Source organism: Pseudoalteromonas xiamenensis (genome assembly GCF_030994125.1).
Taxonomy (GTDB): domain Bacteria; phylum Pseudomonadota; class Gammaproteobacteria; order Enterobacterales; family Alteromonadaceae; genus Pseudoalteromonas; species Pseudoalteromonas xiamenensis_B.
In genome coordinates, this window is record NZ_CP099917.1 from 2,797,435 (window position 1) to 2,811,184 (window position 13,750).

The following is a 13,750-nucleotide window of genomic DNA, read 5'->3' on the forward strand; positions in this document are numbered from 1 at the left end:
CACAATCAATGAGTTAAATTGAGGATATATGTCTTTTAAACACATTTCTGTTGCTGAAGTGCGCAATCGTTTAGATTCTGGCGAACTAGTCATCGCGGATATTCGTGATGCAGGCTCCTTTGCAAGCGGTCGTATCCCAGGTGCGGAGAACCTATCTAACGCAAACCTTGCGCAGTTTATGCAGGATAAAGAGTTTGATGATGCGATTGTGGTTGTTTGCTACCACGGTATTAGCTCGCAAGGTGCAGCGAACTATCTGTCTGAGCAGGGATTTGAAAACGTGTTCAGTATGGATGGCGGATTTACACAATGGGCATCGGAGTGTGCTGATTGCGTGGAGCGTTAGTTCGTCTAGGTGAATACAACCGCCCTCGTTTACTACAAGGGGTGGTTGATTACCTCAAAACTCAACATATCGACGTCACGATCCGCGTGCTTGATAGCCAGACTGCTGAGCTTTGGGTGCAAGACACGCATTTAGAAAAAGCACTTCCGATTTGGCAGCAGTTTATTCGAGATCCACATGCTCAGCAGTTTCAAGACGCAGCGTGGGCACTTAACCAAACTTCACCGCTCTTTTCTTACCCCAGCAGTTCACTCAATTTACTGTCTCGAGCTAAAGCGTTAGATCCGTTTGTTTTATTGACGGCTTTGGTATGTTTCGTGATTTTTTTCAGCCTACATGTTTTCGCACCAGAACCTACATTTCATGCATTTCAATTTGAAAAAAGCAATGCATTCCATTGGTTTTCGCCTGTGTTTCTGCATTTTGATGTTTTGCATCTCGTGTTTAATTTAATGTGGTGGATTTATTTGGGTGACAAAATTGCAAAGCAATTTAGCCCGTTAACCTTAATCACGCTTTTTGCCTGTAGTGCATTAGCCAGCAATTGGACACAATACCTGATAGTTGATGCAAATTTTGGTGGGATGAGTGGGGTGGTGTATGCGCTGTGTGGATTTTTGTGGTTGAACCATAGCCGTTATCCTCAAAGTCCAGTGGTACTTCCTAAGGCTATGATTGGGTTGATGTTAGTATGGATGCTCGTCGGGTTTGCAGACATACTCTATGTTAGTATGGCCAATTGGGCACACTTATTTGGCCTTATCGTTGGCGGCATATTAGGCTGGAGTTGGGGAGAGCCTAGTGGTACAAGTACTTCGTAAACAACACTTCTCGAATAATTTCATCACCCGTTTCTTCTTTGAGCAGCGCTTTTAATTTTTCCGCACAACGCTTGCGAATTTCTTCTCGTCCTGTGAGTGACTTAATAGATTCTTCAGGTTCTTTACTTAAAATCTGTACAATTGCGTCGCGCAATAATGGGGTGTGGTGTTCGACAACAGGAATACTCGAAACATCTTTAAGCATCAGATCGACCGTTACACGCACATATCCAAGCTTTTTACTGTTTTGCCCAATGTAATTGGTGATGATGTCAGGTTCAAAACCAAAATAACCAACGTTTGAGTCCGCTTTTGCAGCTGGTATAAACAGCACCAATGAAAATAAAAGGGCTAGCAGATGCTTCATAATGACTTGATATTCCTACTAACTAGTACATTTCTGCAGTAAGTGTATACGCATTTAATCTTAAAAGACAGGTGTCTTGTGATTTTCCGAGCAGGCTTTTGGATGGACTGTGAGGATGATATGATGCGCGAGTGTTTTACATTTCAAGTGAATTGATTTGCTTTCTTTTCCAATCTCATTGCCTCGTAAGTGGTATTCAGGTTCCTTTGAAGCACCTGAACTCCGCATGATTTCTCGTTATCTTCGATCTTGGTTGCTCGAAGAGGGTTCTTTAACTGCGCGGTTGAAAACAACGTGTGAAGAATTTTTTGTTGAAGTGCTAAGTGAATCTTGTCAACCTGTACCTGATGAATTATCTCGTCTTGTCCATGACGATGAAATACAAATGTGGTGCCGAGAAGTGTTGCTTTGGTGTGATAACCAACCCGTTGTCTACGCTCAAAGTTGGATACCAGAATCTTTGCAAGCCATGACAAAACTAGGTACAACGCCACTCGGGGAGGTGTTATTTCAAACGCCAAAGTGGTCTAGAGGCGAAGTTGAAATAACGCTCATTGATGAACCGTTATATGAATTGTTAGATAAACTAAAGCTCAAACATGAGACTAAATGTGCTCGACGTAGTCTTTTTACTCAAGGTGAGTTTAGTATGTTAGTGTGTGAAGCCTTTTTATTGGAACCAAAGATAACATGACCTTCTCATTAAAACGTTCGCACTGGCTTTATTATCAACAGCTTATGCGTACCGATAAACCGATAGGTACTTTCCTACTGCTTTGGCCAACGATGTGGGCATTGTGGATCGCTAATGAAGGTTTTCCACCTTGGTTATTATTGTTTGTGTTCACAGCCGGGGTTTTTGTTATGCGAAGTGCCGGTTGCGTTATTAATGATTACGCCGATAGACGTGTAGATGGAGCGGTAAAACGCACATCGCAACGACCACTCGCCAGTGGCAAAGTTACCGAGCGAGAAGCGTTGACCTTATTTGCGGTTCTTCTTTTATGCGCCTTTGTATTGGTGTTGTTTTTAAATTGGCAAACAATTGCATTGTCTTTTGGTGCGTTGGCATTGGCAACGCTTTACCCTTTCATGAAACGATTTACCCACTTACCTCAATTTGTTTTGGGGGCGGCTTTTAGTTTTGCTATACCAATGGTGTTTATGGCTTCAAACGAAAATACACCACTTTTGGCGTGGGCATTGTTTACAGCAAATTGTTTATGGACAGTCGCTTACGATACGATGTATGCAATGGTCGATAGAGATGATGATCTGCAAATCGGGGTTAAATCCACGGCGATTCTATTTGGCAAAGCCGACAGGCAAATTATCTTTGTATTAAATGCCGTATTTGTTGCCATTTTGATTGGCGTCGGTCTGACGCTGAATTTCGGTATTAGCTATTGGGTGGCACTTAGTATTGCCACCGCATTATTGCTCTACCAACAAAAACTCATTCACCTAAGAGAAAGGGAAGCGTGTTTTAAAGCCTTTTTAAACAACCACTACGTGGGAATGTTTGTTTTTGTTGGTATCGTTTTGCAGTATGTAAGTATTTAGCTTACATACTGTCCATCTTGAGCTGTTTTCTCAATCAAAGACAACAAATGAGTGATGTAGTTGGACGCACCTAAATTGTGGTTTGTCTGTACTACTAACTGCTCTTGTTCTAGCGCCTTGTTTGTTTTCAACATCACCAAATCAGCATCTTGTGCTACTGTTTTAGCATGCTCAATACTTGCAATAGCGAAACTTGAGCTCGTCTTCAAACCTTGAATAACTTGCTCGATGTTGCCTATTTTAACGCTAGTTGCTTTGTTTAAGCCATCAATGACTTCGTTTAGCATTGTTTGTACTTGTTTCGACTGCGAGAAACAGCCAAACATAGAGTACTGAAGCAACTCTTCACGACGAATGATGTCTTTTGAGGCAAGAGGATGATGCTTGGCAACAAACATAACAAGCTGGTCAGGTAAGTGCACATCGCTTTCAATCTGACACGCTTTTTGTAAAAAGACGCTGATGTCAATTTCACCGAGTTGTAACTTACGGCTAAGCTCCTGCTCATCTTGAAGTTGCATTTCAATTTTTACATTCGGGAAGTCAGCTAAAAACTGACCACATGACAGTGGAACAATTTTGCTAGCTTGATTGGTATAGCCAATCACCAAACGTTGTTGATCACGACCAAACAAACTTTGATGAATTTGTTTCTTGGTGTGTTCCAGTTCGGTTAGGGTATTTTTACAATACGCCAAGAACAATTCGCCTTGTTCAGTTAATTTGACTGAACGAGTTGAACGTTTTACAAGTTCACATCCAATTTCCTCTTCGAGGGTTTGAATGCTACGAGTTAAAGCAGATGTACTAATATTGGTTTGCTCAGCAGCTTGGCGAAAATGACGCAAACTACCAAGCGCCAAAAACTGCTCGAGTTGATCAAATCTCATAAGAAATTCCTTTTAATTCCTGTTTTTTACACTTTGTGGTGTATTGTCTCTGATTCTACTACAAGTGCGTTTTTTAGAAAAGTGAATTCTTTTACAATAAAGTTACATTTTTAGTCGGGATAACTATCTCTTATCGCGATGAATTTATCCAAATTTGCAACAAATAGCTCGACTAAATTTGGATCAAAATGTTTCCCTTTTTCGGCCTTAATCAATTCGATGACTTTTTCCATAGGCCAAGCTGGTTTATAGCATCTATCGCTGCCTAATGCATCAAATACGTCAGCAAGGGCAGTAATTCGACCAACGATATTAATGTCTTTTCCTGCAAGACCTTGAGGGTAACCTGAACCATCCCATTTCTCATGATGCTCTCTTGCGATTATTGCGCCGCATCGTAGAATCTCATTTTGAGAATTTTTCAATATCTCGTAGCCCATTTCAGCGTGAGTTTGCATGACCGCCCATTCTTCCGGGTCGAGCTTGTCAGGTTTATTCAATATTCGGTCTGGAATACTAATTTTACCGACGTCGTGAAGGGGCGAGGCCAGTTTAATTATTTCGGAACGGTAAGCATTTAATCCGCACAATTGCGCAAGCAGTTGACTGTAATGCGCGACCCTTTTCACGTGAGAACCCGTTTCTTTTGAACGTTTTTCAACCGCCTCTCCCAAAATATAGGATAATTCTTTTTGAGATTCTTTAATGCTCTCTCGCAATCGCAGATTGTCATACGCCATTGCAATGTTATTTGCGAAAAATTCAAGCAAGTGATAATCAGTTTCCTGCAAGTGCGACTCTTTATTTACATACAACATTGTTTCCAACCCGCCTTGGGTATGGAAATAACCCACGTAGGTTTTCTCGTCACAGCTTGAAGAGTGTTTAGCGCGAGCTGATACAATGCTTTTCACTACAGGCTCAGGAATGTGATTACAGGTTGCGACTCGGTTATCGCCTGATGCCGCAAGCAAGGTGAAGTCTTGCGGAGGATTGGCGTCATTATTTACTGCGGCCACGCAGTAAATCTCTGTATCTGAGATGCCCATAATATCGGTCACATGACCTAAAATAGTTGAGGCAAACTCATTTATGCTGTTGCATTGCAAAAAGCTTGAAGACGCTTCAATGATGCGTTCAAGCCCTTTTTTGGCTTTGTTAATCGTTAGGATGTCACGGTAAGAGCGTAGTGCGGAGTAGAGTAACGTTTTCAGTTTAACGGAAGTCAGTTCGGTTTTGTTTTTGTAATCGTTGATATCGTAATCACGAATGACTGCCTCTTCGGGGGCTTCGCCGGGTTGTCCTGTTCTGAGAATGAGACGAATTTCAGTATTGCCTAGCGATTCTCGGATGTATTTAATGAGTTCGAGTCCTGCATGATTGGTTTCCATCACCACATCGACCAACGCAACAGCAATACTAAATTGCCCACTTTCAAAAAATTCGATAGCTTCTTTTGCTGAATAAGCATGATGGAATTCGAGGCGTTTGTCTGAAAAGCGAAAATCGCTAAGTACGAGCTTAGTAACTTGATGTATGTCCTGCTCATCATCAATGATCAGGACATGCCATTTGTCGTCTTTGAGCGGCGCATCAATGCTGGTGGTCACCGGCTCTTCAGAAAACAAAAAGTCGCTCATAGTCACCTGCTAAAAAAAGGATTTTGTATTTTTTAGTATAGTCGGTGATGTGAAAAGCGAGTTATTCAGCGGATTTTTTTCTCTATATTGCTGAGTTCAATTGAAATTGCATCGCAAGAAATGTGGATTTCGTAGAGCGATAACAATAAAGATAGGGTTAGGCCACATAAACTAATTCCAAAAAGCCATATACCCAAATGCGTCATTTCAATAAAAATCGCAAACATCGAGAGTGTACACAAAATGAAGGCAACGACTCCCCACACTTGCATTCGGCGAATTAAATTGATGCGCTTACGTAAGTTTTCAATTTGCGCAACAACAAGTGGGCGAATTGAGTCGCCTTCGCGTGCGTTGAGTTCTCGGATCAGCTGAGCCAATACTAAAAATCGGTTAGTGTACGCTAAAAGCAATAAAGAAATAGCAGGAAAGAGTAAAGCGGGCGTTGTTAACGTCATAGTTTCACAAATTGGTATAGACTCAAAGGGTAGTGTTAAACATAGGGGGAAATGGATGACAACTCAAGAGGTTGACGATCCTTTTATTTGGCAATGTGTGTACATGGCAGAACACCAACTCGAAGCGCATATTGTTCGTGGACTGTTGACTCAGGCTGGTATTCAAACGCATCTAAAAGGAGAATTTCTTCAAGGTGCGTTGGGTGAAATCCCGTTTGAACAAACTCGCGTTCAAGTTATGGTCTACGCGATAAAGTTAGCCCGAGCGCAACAAATCTTGGTAAACTATCAACAACAACAAAAAACCCATTGGCAGTGTCCTGTTTGCCATGAAGAAAATGGGCCTGCATTTGACTATTGCTGGTCTTGTGAGACGCAAAGAATATGAATAAAGCAAATAATTTTCAGCGTATTAGAGAGTTGAGTTATGTGCAGAAGGCTGCGCTTGCTGGTGCTGTCCTTGAACGTATGCTGCCTAATTACGGTCTTTTTACCGAAGCGACTGGATTTGGCGACGAAACTGTATTGCGTAGCGCATTAAATGTGTGCTGGGAAAAGTTAATGCTTCCAAAAAGCAAAATCAGTTTAGAAAAGCAGGTTGAGAAAGTTGAGCCGCTTGTGCCTGAACTCACTGATTTTGATATGTTTGGGACTTATTTAGCCATTGATACTGCCACGGCGCTTTTGGGATTTATGCATGGAATGATGGCAAAAGATGAGCAAGAGTTTGTGAGTATAGCCAAAATTTCTCAAGCGACAGTTGCACGCTACATTGAATTTTTATTGGAAAGTGAAGGGGTTGAGCCTGATAACAAATTGGTCCGTGAACACCCTCTTATGCAATACGAAATAGAGGTGCTGGGCGAGCTTATCGACTTCGTTGAACAAAATGGTCGAGTAACGCCGGAATCGGTTCGTGAATTAAAGGCGTTAGCCGTTGCAGACGGGCAAACGAACATTGGGTTAGAACTGAATTAATCCATGAGCGAGCTTTTTGGTTAAAGTACAGAAATAGAGTTTAGTAAGGAGAAATGCGTTGCGCATTTTAGGCATTGAATCCTCGTGTGATGAAACGGGTATTGCGATTTATGATGATGAGCTTGGGCTTCTTGCGCATCAACTTTACAGTCAAGTTAAGGTGCATGCCGATTACGGTGGCGTAGTGCCTGAGCTCGCGTCGCGCGATCACGTACGTAAAACATTGCCTTTAATCCAAGCTGCATTTGAACAGGCTGGGTGTGGACCCGAGTCTCTTGATGGTGTGGCATATACAGCGGGCCCAGGACTTGTGGGCGCGCTACTTGTAGGTACGTCTATTGGTCGTTCTTTAGCATATGGTTGGGGACTTCCCGCAGTTGCAGTCCATCACATGGAAGGGCATTTGCTTGCGCCGATGCTTGAACCTGAAGCGCCTGAATTTCCATTTGTTGCCCTGTTGGTTTCAGGTGGTCACACTATGATGGTGAAAGTGGCGGGCATTGGCGAGTATGAAGTGCTTGGTGAATCTGTTGACGACGCGGCAGGTGAAGCGTTTGATAAAACCGCAAAACTATTGGGTCTGGATTATCCGGGCGGACCTTTACTCGCTAAAATGGCTGAGCAAGGTGTAGACGGACGATTCCAATTTCCGAGACCGATGACTGATAGACCTGGCCTTGATTTTAGCTTCAGCGGATTAAAAACGGCAGCAGCAAACACGATACGCAGTGAAGGTGACGACGCGCAAACGAAAGCCGATATTGCCCACGCGTTCCAAAGTGCAGTGATTGATACACTTGCGATAAAGTGTAAACGAGCGCTTAAAGAAACAGGTATCAATCGTCTCGTTATCGCCGGTGGTGTAAGTGCAAACAAAGCGCTTAGAGAAAAACTTGAACGAGTGATGATAGGCATGAAAGGCAAAGTCTATTACCCTCGCACTGAATTCTGTACAGATAACGGCGCGATGATAGCCTATGCTGGTATGCAACGTTTGAAAGCGGGTCAATTTGCTGAGTTGGATATGAAAACAAAGGCTCGTTGGCCTTTAGATAGTTTACTCCCGCTCTGATTTTTTACCGATTTTGGGTTCCTTACCTTGCCATAAGCGTTTGATGTTTGCACGATGGCGAAAAATAATAAGTATCGTTAAAAACGTAACTGGCAAGGTATAAAGCGGTTTAATGAGGAAGGTGTAAAGTGGAGCTAATCCAACGGTAATAATCGCGGCTAAAGACGAGTAGCGTGTTATCCACAAAATCAAAATCCAAGTTGCAACAAGTAGCCCTGCTAACGATAAACCAATAGGTAGCAATGCACCAAAGGCTGTCGCTACCGCTTTCCCGCCGTTGAAATGAAAAAACACAGGGTAGATGTGACCAAGACACGCGCATACCGCGATGGTGCCAAGCCAAATTGGTTCAATTTGTAAAAAGTATGCACCCCAAACGGGAATAGTGCCTTTTAGCACGTCACTGACTAACACCAACAGAGCTGGTAGCTTCCCACCCAAACGTAATACGTTCGTCGCACCGGGATTATTTGAGCCAGCAAATCGCGGATCAGGCAAGCGAAATATTCGACAAACCAGAATAGCTGACGAGATAGAACCCATTAAGTAGGCAACTAGACACATTACACCGATTAACACACGTTTCCTTATTTTTTAATCATTGGTTTTAGGCTATTATCGCCACTTCCGCCTATTTGGCTGCGTTAGTCTTGAACGGTTCATGAATATTTGTGAACTACCGACAGCGGGAAGCCATAACCCTAACCAATTTGGAGTAAGCATGGATAAGGTTTATATCTCACAGTTACATGTTGAGACAATAATAGGAGTGTACGACTTTGAGAAAGAAAGTAAACAAAGCTTGTACTTCGATGTTGAAATGCTTACCGACATACGTGAAGCCGCGAAGACGGATGACATCCAACTAGCTGTCGATTATGCAAAAGTAAGTGAACGAATTGAACAGGTTTGCCAACAGGACACAGTCGAGTTACTTGAAACGTTAGTTGAAACGTTAGCGGCAATGATCTTATCCGAGTTCTCTGTGGCCCAAGTTACACTTCGAGTGAGTAAACCACAAGCGGTTGCGAAAGCGTCAACCGTTGGGGTAGAAATTACGCGCTCGCGTTAGAGGTAGAACGGCAGTATGGCTAGAGTCTTTATAAGTATTGGCAGCAATGTCGATAGAGAAACGAATTTTCGCCGTGGTTTGGATGCGCTAAGGCTGCATTTTCCTGACTATTCACATTCAAGCGTGTACGAAAGCGAAGCAGTCGGTTTTAGTGGTAATCCATTTTACAACTCTGTGTTTGCAATGGAAACGTTGTTACCTCTTGAAGAATTGTGTGCGCTTTTGAAACAAATCGAGCGTGATCATGGTCGAAAGCCGAGTGATAAAAAATTCAGTCCCCGTACACTTGACCTTGATATCTTGCTTTACGACGATATTGTGTGCGATATGCCTGCACAATTACCACGCCATGAAATCGAAAAAAATGCGTTTGTACTTCAGCCGATGGCTGAGATTGCCCCTGATTTAGTGCATCCCGTAACAGGTGTTACGCTTGCTGAAATGTGGCAACAATACGATAAGACCCAGCAACAACTATGGAAAGTGGAGTTTCCAACGTAATGAGTTTAATAGAAATTATTGTCCTTGCACTGATCCAAGGCTTTACTGAGTTTTTACCTATTTCAAGTTCTGCACACCTTATTCTTCCATCACAAATACTGGGTTGGCAGGACCAAGGTGAAGCGTTCGATGTCGCTGTGCATATGGGTAGTTTGCTGGCGGTGTTGATTTATTTCCGCAAAGAAGTTGCTGAAATATTAATGGCTTGGTTTGCTTCCTTTGGGAAACAAGGGCAAACGGATGATAGCCGCTTAGGCTGGTACATTATCCTTGCAACCATTCCAGCCGTTGTTATTGGCTATTTAACCAAAGATTTTGTTGAAGCTTACGCTCGTAATGCCTGGGTGATTGCGACAACGACCATCTTATTTGGTTTATTACTTTGGTACGCAGATGTCAAAGCGCAGCAAACTAAAACCATTTACCAACTGAATTGGAAAAGTGCGCTACTGATAGGATTTTCTCAAGTAATTGCCGCGTTGTTTCCCGGTACATCTCGTTCTGGGATCACGATGACGACAGGGTTGTTACTTGGTCTAAACAAACAAAGCGCTGCACGTTTTTCATTTTTGATGTCTATTCCAGTGATCCTCGCTGCTGGTTCTTATTACACTTATAAACTGATTTCTTCGGAGGCATCGGTCGATTGGGGGATGTTGTTAACAGGTAGTGTACTGTCATTCGTTTCAGCGTTTACTTGTATTCATTTCTTCTTAAAAGTCATTGAACGTATGGGAATGTTCCCATTTGTTGTATATCGCCTATTGCTTGGTGTCGGTTTATTTATTTTCTTGATGTGGGCTTAGTAGTTACCGCACTGGGGAACAAAAAAATGGAGCGCTAGGCTCCATTTTTTTAGCAGCTTTCGCTTTTCAATGCTCTCGCGATAAGTTCTGCTCGTCGAGTATTGATAGCGTCCTTAATTTGTGGTCCTTTTAGTCCAGCGTCGATGAACGCCTTCGCCGTGACGCCCTTTGCTAGTTCAAATGCCTTGCTTAACGTATCGACGGAGTTGTTACCTAAATGAAGTGTATTGTACAGCTGAATTAATAAAGAAAAGCGCTCAGGTCTGCGGTATAGGTCAAATGCGTTAAATACCGAAGCAACGGCCTCCGGGTGTAATTGTGCAATCCCATCGCAGTTAAGCTGATGATAGATATTCAGTGCCAGTGTTTGCTGATTGGGCAGTTTTAGATGCGCAGCAAGATCCTCAATCTCTTCCGGTGATAACCAGTGTGCAAGAACGGCGAAACTGACTTCGCTATCATAATGGTGTTGATGTGCGAAATGTTGCTGTTTTTCAATTTTTTCGAATAGCGTGTCGCTCCATTTCGATGCTATCGCAGAACAGATATAACCTAGCGCGCCAAACGAGTTGAGTAACTTTAGAAACGTCGCAAATTCGCCATCTTTTATCGACTTCTCACATTCAAGCCACACACGTTCAATCGTTAATGTGTTGAGTTCTCCTGCTTGAACCATCGATGTGATGAGTTTGCGTGTGTCTTCTGTGATAACGAACCCCAGATCTCGGTAGCGAGCGGTAAATCTTGCGACACGAAGAATACGTAATGGATCTTCGCTGAAAGCCTCACTGACATGGCGAATTAATCGATGGTTTAAGTCCGCTTGACCGCCATAGGGATCAATTAACGAGCCATCTTCTGCTTTTGCTATCGCATTGATCGTGAGATCGCGCCGCCCGAGATCTTCTTCAAGCGTTATATCGGGCGAAAAGTCACAGATAAAACCGGTATATCCTTGTCCTTGCTTGCGCTCGGTGCGGGCAAGGGCATATTCTTCTTTGGTTTTTGGGTGCAAAAAGACAGGAAAATCTCTACCAACTTGGGTAAAGCCTGCTTTAAGCATGTGTCCGGGTGTACTGCCAACCACCACGTAATCGTGCTCAGTGACCTGTCGGCCGAGCAATTCGTCGCGGACAGCTCCGCCAACTAAATAAACTTGCATGGGTCTGTTCCAAAAATTAGCAAACAAGGTTTTAACTTATTGCGGTTTTTTGCCATCATAGGGCACATCATAACAAGAAAGAGAATTGCAGTGTATTTAGGTTATTTTGGTTTATCGGAAAAACCCTTCTCCATTGCGCCCAATCCTGAGTATTTGTTTTTAAGTGAACGTCACAAAGAAGCACTGGCTCATCTTCAATATGGTTTGGGTGATGCCGGTGGTTTTGTGCTGCTTACTGGGGAAGTTGGCACGGGTAAAACAACAATCACGCGAACATTACTAAGTTCGCTTCCAGAGAACACGGAAGTGGCGTTTATCCTAAATCCGACGTTGTCTGCACATGAATTGTTAGAAAGTATCTGCGATGAATTGACGATACCCGTTGAAAAAGGGGCAACGCTCAAACAGTTGACCGATAGCATCAAAGCAAAGCTGCTCGCAAATCACGTCGCGGGTGGCCACACAATGCTTATCATTGATGAGGCTCAACACTTAGCACCAGAGGTCCTTGAGCAACTCAGACTACTTACCAATCTTGAAACGGATCACAAAAAGTTACTGCAAATCGTGTTGGTGGGTCAGCCTGAATTGCAGCAGTTGCTGCAACGGACAGAACTGCGTCAGCTGGCACAACGGATAACGGCTCGTTACCATTTATTACCGCTAACTCAGGTTCAGGTATTCGATTACATTCAACATCGTTTGCTTAAAGCGGGCTGCAATAAGGCGCTTTTCGAGCCAACGGCCGTTGAATTAATGTATGAATTAACCGCAGGTATTCCTCGACTGATCAACCTATTAGCCGACCGCTGTTTATTAGGTGCGTTCTCTCAGCATCAAATGGTCGTATCTAAAGCCATCGTAAAACAAGCCGCTGAAGAAGCATTACCAACGGCTGTGTTGTCGAGCCAACGAACTACGGCAGGTTCTTCGATAAATTGGTTACCTTACGTTGCCTTTCCTTGTTTGTTTTTAGTCGGTTTTGCCGCCGCGTATTGGAGTTAAAGCGCGATGAGTTTTGTATCTCAAGCAACGAAAAATATGGAACAGCAGGGGCGTGCTGCACATAACCCAATGAATGCGATGATGGAAGCGCGTCTAGCGCTTTATCAGGCGCGTATACGTCAAGGTGCATGGTTATTCGCCGCGTTGCTTTGTGTTGGCGCTGGTTTTGCGACGGGGACGTGGGTAAAGCCAACGATTGATGTAACACGTTCAAATTTCAGTGTAGAACAGGCCGATAAAGCGCAAAACGCTATGCCTTCTAAAGAAATAAGTCCGACACGACAACCAATTATAAACGAAGATGCAAGCGCACCAGAGATGACGCAACAAGCTAAGACGCCAGTTGTACAAAAGGTCGTAACGGACGCGGCACAGAACTCTACAGCGCAACATTTTCAATGGGTCTCCGTTCAGGTCGGTGTTGATCAATTCGGACAAGCTATTTATCAACAGCAATTAGTACCAGTATCGCAAAATGGCATGGTAACTGTTAATAATCCTCAAGTCTTAACTGTCCCCACTAATCGTGCGAAGGAAGTACAAACTGAATCACAAGATTTGGATGAATTGGCCAAACAGGGATTTCGCATCGTCGGTAAGCCATTGGAATCGAGTAATACAGAAACGGCTAAAATGGACTTTCAAGGTGTTTCACCTGAGCTACAAGCCGCATTTAATGATGCCGTGGCTGCGACTAAAGACAATCCATCCCAAGAAGTCATCACGGGTTCAAATAATTCAGCTCGTGTTACCCCTATTGATAAATTGCCAAGTGGATTTCAGGCAAGTATCCCACCCATTAAATATCTGACCCATATTTATTCGACTGAACCCTCAATGCGTTTTATTAAAATCAATGGTCGAGAGCTTTATGAAGGTGACAATATTGGCGCACTGCGCGTTGTTGAAATAACACCTGATCTAACCGTGTTCAATTTTGATGGCGTTGAATTCTCTGTCGAAGCGATGGAAGACTGGCCAAAGTCCCAATAAAGTCATTAAAAAGGCAGCTTATCGCTGCCTTTTTAATGATGGAACGTTTACTGTTATGTGGCATAAAGAGCCTGCC

At 43.2% G+C, this 13,750-nt stretch carries 18 protein-coding genes; 12 read left to right on the plus strand and 6 right to left on the minus strand.

Annotation, left to right across the window (positions count from 1 at the left end; translation table 11 throughout):
* The first annotated feature begins 28 nt into the window (after nucleotides 1–28).
* Both glpE and glpG read left to right on the plus strand, forming a co-directional pair.
* The gene (glpE, locus tag NI389_RS12950; RefSeq protein ID WP_308360287.1) at nucleotides 29–346 is read left to right on the plus strand and encodes a thiosulfate sulfurtransferase GlpE; all 318 of its coding nucleotides are present in this window, start codon (nucleotides 29–31) and stop codon (nucleotides 344–346) included.
* A complete protein-coding gene (gene glpG / locus NI389_RS12955; protein ID WP_308360288.1) occupies nucleotides 331–1,167 on the plus strand; it encodes a rhomboid family intramembrane serine protease GlpG in 837 nt (278 codons plus the stop codon). The genes glpE and glpG overlap by 16 nt, the downstream gene beginning before the upstream one ends.
* Here the strand turns inward: glpG and NI389_RS12960 are convergent.
* A complete protein-coding gene (locus NI389_RS12960) occupies nucleotides 1,145–1,534 on the minus strand; it encodes a flagellar basal body-associated protein FliL (protein ID WP_308360289.1) in 390 nt (129 codons plus the stop codon). The genes glpG and NI389_RS12960 overlap by 23 nt on opposite strands.
* A gap of 157 nt (nucleotides 1,535–1,691) precedes the next feature.
* Between NI389_RS12960 and NI389_RS12965 the strand changes: the two genes are divergently transcribed.
* Complete coding sequence (locus tag NI389_RS12965) at nucleotides 1,692–2,228, plus strand: chorismate--pyruvate lyase family protein (RefSeq protein ID WP_308360290.1); 537 nt, start codon at nucleotides 1,692–1,694, stop codon at nucleotides 2,226–2,228.
* Nucleotides 2,225–3,097 (plus strand): 4-hydroxybenzoate octaprenyltransferase, encoded by an 873-nt coding sequence (ubiA, locus tag NI389_RS12970; protein WP_308360291.1) that lies wholly within the window; start codon nucleotides 2,225–2,227, stop codon nucleotides 3,095–3,097. The genes NI389_RS12965 and ubiA overlap by 4 nt, the downstream gene beginning before the upstream one ends.
* On the opposite strand, the gene NI389_RS12975 is transcribed toward ubiA, so the two are convergent.
* The 3 genes from NI389_RS12975 to NI389_RS12985 all read right to left on the minus strand — a co-directional run bounded on the left by NI389_RS12975 (nucleotide 3,094) and on the right by NI389_RS12985 (nucleotide 6,085).
* Nucleotides 3,094–3,987 carry a LysR family transcriptional regulator gene (locus tag NI389_RS12975; protein ID WP_308360292.1) on the minus strand — a complete coding sequence of 298 codons (894 nt, stop codon included), beginning with the start codon at nucleotides 3,985–3,987 and terminating at the stop codon, nucleotides 3,094–3,096. The genes ubiA and NI389_RS12975 overlap by 4 nt on opposite strands.
* 110 nt (nucleotides 3,988–4,097) lie before the next feature.
* Nucleotides 4,098–5,627 (minus strand): DUF3369 domain-containing protein, encoded by a 1,530-nt coding sequence (locus NI389_RS12980; protein WP_308360293.1) that lies wholly within the window; start codon nucleotides 5,625–5,627, stop codon nucleotides 4,098–4,100.
* Nucleotides 5,628–5,692: 65 nt separating this feature from the next.
* Nucleotides 5,693–6,085 carry a DUF2721 domain-containing protein gene (locus NI389_RS12985; protein WP_308360294.1) on the minus strand — a complete coding sequence of 131 codons (393 nt, stop codon included), beginning with the start codon at nucleotides 6,083–6,085 and terminating at the stop codon, nucleotides 5,693–5,695.
* A 55-nt stretch (nucleotides 6,086–6,140) separates the two neighbouring features.
* Between NI389_RS12985 and NI389_RS12990 the strand changes: the two genes are divergently transcribed.
* Genes NI389_RS12990 through tsaD form a run of 3 tightly spaced genes read left to right on the plus strand, consistent with a single transcriptional unit; the run spans nucleotide 6,141 to nucleotide 8,135 of the window.
* Nucleotides 6,141–6,473 carry a putative signal transducing protein gene (locus tag NI389_RS12990; RefSeq protein WP_208842385.1) on the plus strand — a complete coding sequence of 111 codons (333 nt, stop codon included), beginning with the start codon at nucleotides 6,141–6,143 and terminating at the stop codon, nucleotides 6,471–6,473.
* Complete coding sequence (locus NI389_RS12995; RefSeq protein ID WP_308360295.1) at nucleotides 6,470–7,063, plus strand: YjaG family protein; 594 nt, start codon at nucleotides 6,470–6,472, stop codon at nucleotides 7,061–7,063. The genes NI389_RS12990 and NI389_RS12995 overlap by 4 nt, the downstream gene beginning before the upstream one ends.
* Nucleotides 7,064–7,121: 58 nt before the next feature.
* Entirely contained in the window at nucleotides 7,122–8,135 is a 1,014-nt protein-coding gene (tsaD, locus tag NI389_RS13000) for a tRNA (adenosine(37)-N6)-threonylcarbamoyltransferase complex transferase subunit TsaD (RefSeq protein WP_308360296.1), read from the plus strand.
* Here the strand turns inward: tsaD and plsY are convergent.
* The gene (gene plsY / locus NI389_RS13005; protein ID WP_372588633.1) at nucleotides 8,121–8,699 is read right to left on the minus strand and encodes a glycerol-3-phosphate 1-O-acyltransferase PlsY; all 579 of its coding nucleotides are present in this window, start codon (nucleotides 8,697–8,699) and stop codon (nucleotides 8,121–8,123) included. The genes tsaD and plsY overlap by 15 nt on opposite strands.
* A 157-nt stretch (nucleotides 8,700–8,856) precedes the next feature.
* On the opposite strand from plsY, the gene folB reads away from it, so the two are divergent.
* Genes folB through NI389_RS13020 form a run of 3 tightly spaced genes read left to right on the plus strand, consistent with a single transcriptional unit; the run spans nucleotide 8,857 to nucleotide 10,514 of the window.
* A complete protein-coding gene (gene folB, locus NI389_RS13010; protein WP_308360298.1) occupies nucleotides 8,857–9,207 on the plus strand; it encodes a dihydroneopterin aldolase in 351 nt (116 codons plus the stop codon).
* A gap of 15 nt (nucleotides 9,208–9,222) precedes the next feature.
* Entirely contained in the window at nucleotides 9,223–9,708 is a 486-nt protein-coding gene (gene folK / locus NI389_RS13015; protein WP_308360299.1) for a 2-amino-4-hydroxy-6-hydroxymethyldihydropteridine diphosphokinase, read from the plus strand.
* A complete protein-coding gene (locus NI389_RS13020; protein WP_308360300.1) occupies nucleotides 9,708–10,514 on the plus strand; it encodes an undecaprenyl-diphosphate phosphatase in 807 nt (268 codons plus the stop codon). Before folK ends, NI389_RS13020 begins: the two co-directional genes overlap by 1 nt.
* Before the next feature lie 49 nt (nucleotides 10,515–10,563).
* On the opposite strand, the gene NI389_RS13025 is transcribed toward NI389_RS13020, so the two are convergent.
* The gene (locus NI389_RS13025; protein ID WP_308360301.1) at nucleotides 10,564–11,676 is read right to left on the minus strand and encodes a tRNA nucleotidyltransferase; all 1,113 of its coding nucleotides are present in this window, start codon (nucleotides 11,674–11,676) and stop codon (nucleotides 10,564–10,566) included.
* A 90-nt stretch (nucleotides 11,677–11,766) separates the two neighbouring features.
* Between NI389_RS13025 and NI389_RS13030 the strand changes: the two genes are divergently transcribed.
* Both NI389_RS13030 and NI389_RS13035 read left to right on the plus strand, forming a co-directional pair.
* Nucleotides 11,767–12,681 carry an ExeA family protein gene (locus NI389_RS13030; RefSeq protein ID WP_308360302.1) on the plus strand — a complete coding sequence of 305 codons (915 nt, stop codon included), beginning with the start codon at nucleotides 11,767–11,769 and terminating at the stop codon, nucleotides 12,679–12,681.
* Between the two features lie 6 nt (nucleotides 12,682–12,687).
* Nucleotides 12,688–13,674 carry a general secretion pathway protein GspB gene (locus tag NI389_RS13035; RefSeq protein WP_308360303.1) on the plus strand — a complete coding sequence of 329 codons (987 nt, stop codon included), beginning with the start codon at nucleotides 12,688–12,690 and terminating at the stop codon, nucleotides 13,672–13,674.
* Nucleotides 13,675–13,750: the final 76 nt, after the last annotated feature.

What these genes read in the sequence shown, in the direction of transcription:
- NI389_RS12985 (WP_308360294.1), bottom strand. Translation starts at nt 6,085, where the DNA reads ATGACGTTAACAACGCCCGCTTTACTCTTTCCTGCTATTTCTTTATTG.
- glpE (WP_308360287.1), top strand. Translation starts at nt 29, where the DNA reads ATGTCTTTTAAACACATTTCTGTTGCTGAAGTGCGCAATCGTTTAGAT.
- NI389_RS12980 (WP_308360293.1), bottom strand. Translation starts at nt 5,627, where the DNA reads ATGAGCGACTTTTTGTTTTCTGAAGAGCCGGTGACCACCAGCATTGAT.
- plsY (WP_372588633.1), bottom strand. Translation starts at nt 8,699, where the DNA reads ATGTGTCTAGTTGCCTACTTAATGGGTTCTATCTCGTCAGCTATTCTG.
- folK (WP_308360299.1), top strand. Translation starts at nt 9,223, where the DNA reads ATGGCTAGAGTCTTTATAAGTATTGGCAGCAATGTCGATAGAGAAACG.
- NI389_RS13035 (WP_308360303.1), top strand. Translation starts at nt 12,688, where the DNA reads ATGAGTTTTGTATCTCAAGCAACGAAAAATATGGAACAGCAGGGGCGT.
- NI389_RS12960 (WP_308360289.1), bottom strand. Translation starts at nt 1,534, where the DNA reads ATGAAGCATCTGCTAGCCCTTTTATTTTCATTGGTGCTGTTTATACCA.
- NI389_RS13025 (WP_308360301.1), bottom strand. Translation starts at nt 11,676, where the DNA reads ATGCAAGTTTATTTAGTTGGCGGAGCTGTCCGCGACGAATTGCTCGGC.
- NI389_RS12995 (WP_308360295.1), top strand. Translation starts at nt 6,470, where the DNA reads ATGAATAAAGCAAATAATTTTCAGCGTATTAGAGAGTTGAGTTATGTG.
- ubiA (WP_308360291.1), top strand. Translation starts at nt 2,225, where the DNA reads ATGACCTTCTCATTAAAACGTTCGCACTGGCTTTATTATCAACAGCTT.
- NI389_RS12975 (WP_308360292.1), bottom strand. Translation starts at nt 3,987, where the DNA reads ATGAGATTTGATCAACTCGAGCAGTTTTTGGCGCTTGGTAGTTTGCGT.
- folB (WP_308360298.1), top strand. Translation starts at nt 8,857, where the DNA reads ATGGATAAGGTTTATATCTCACAGTTACATGTTGAGACAATAATAGGA.
- NI389_RS13020 (WP_308360300.1), top strand. Translation starts at nt 9,708, where the DNA reads ATGAGTTTAATAGAAATTATTGTCCTTGCACTGATCCAAGGCTTTACT.
- NI389_RS12990 (WP_208842385.1), top strand. Translation starts at nt 6,141, where the DNA reads ATGACAACTCAAGAGGTTGACGATCCTTTTATTTGGCAATGTGTGTAC.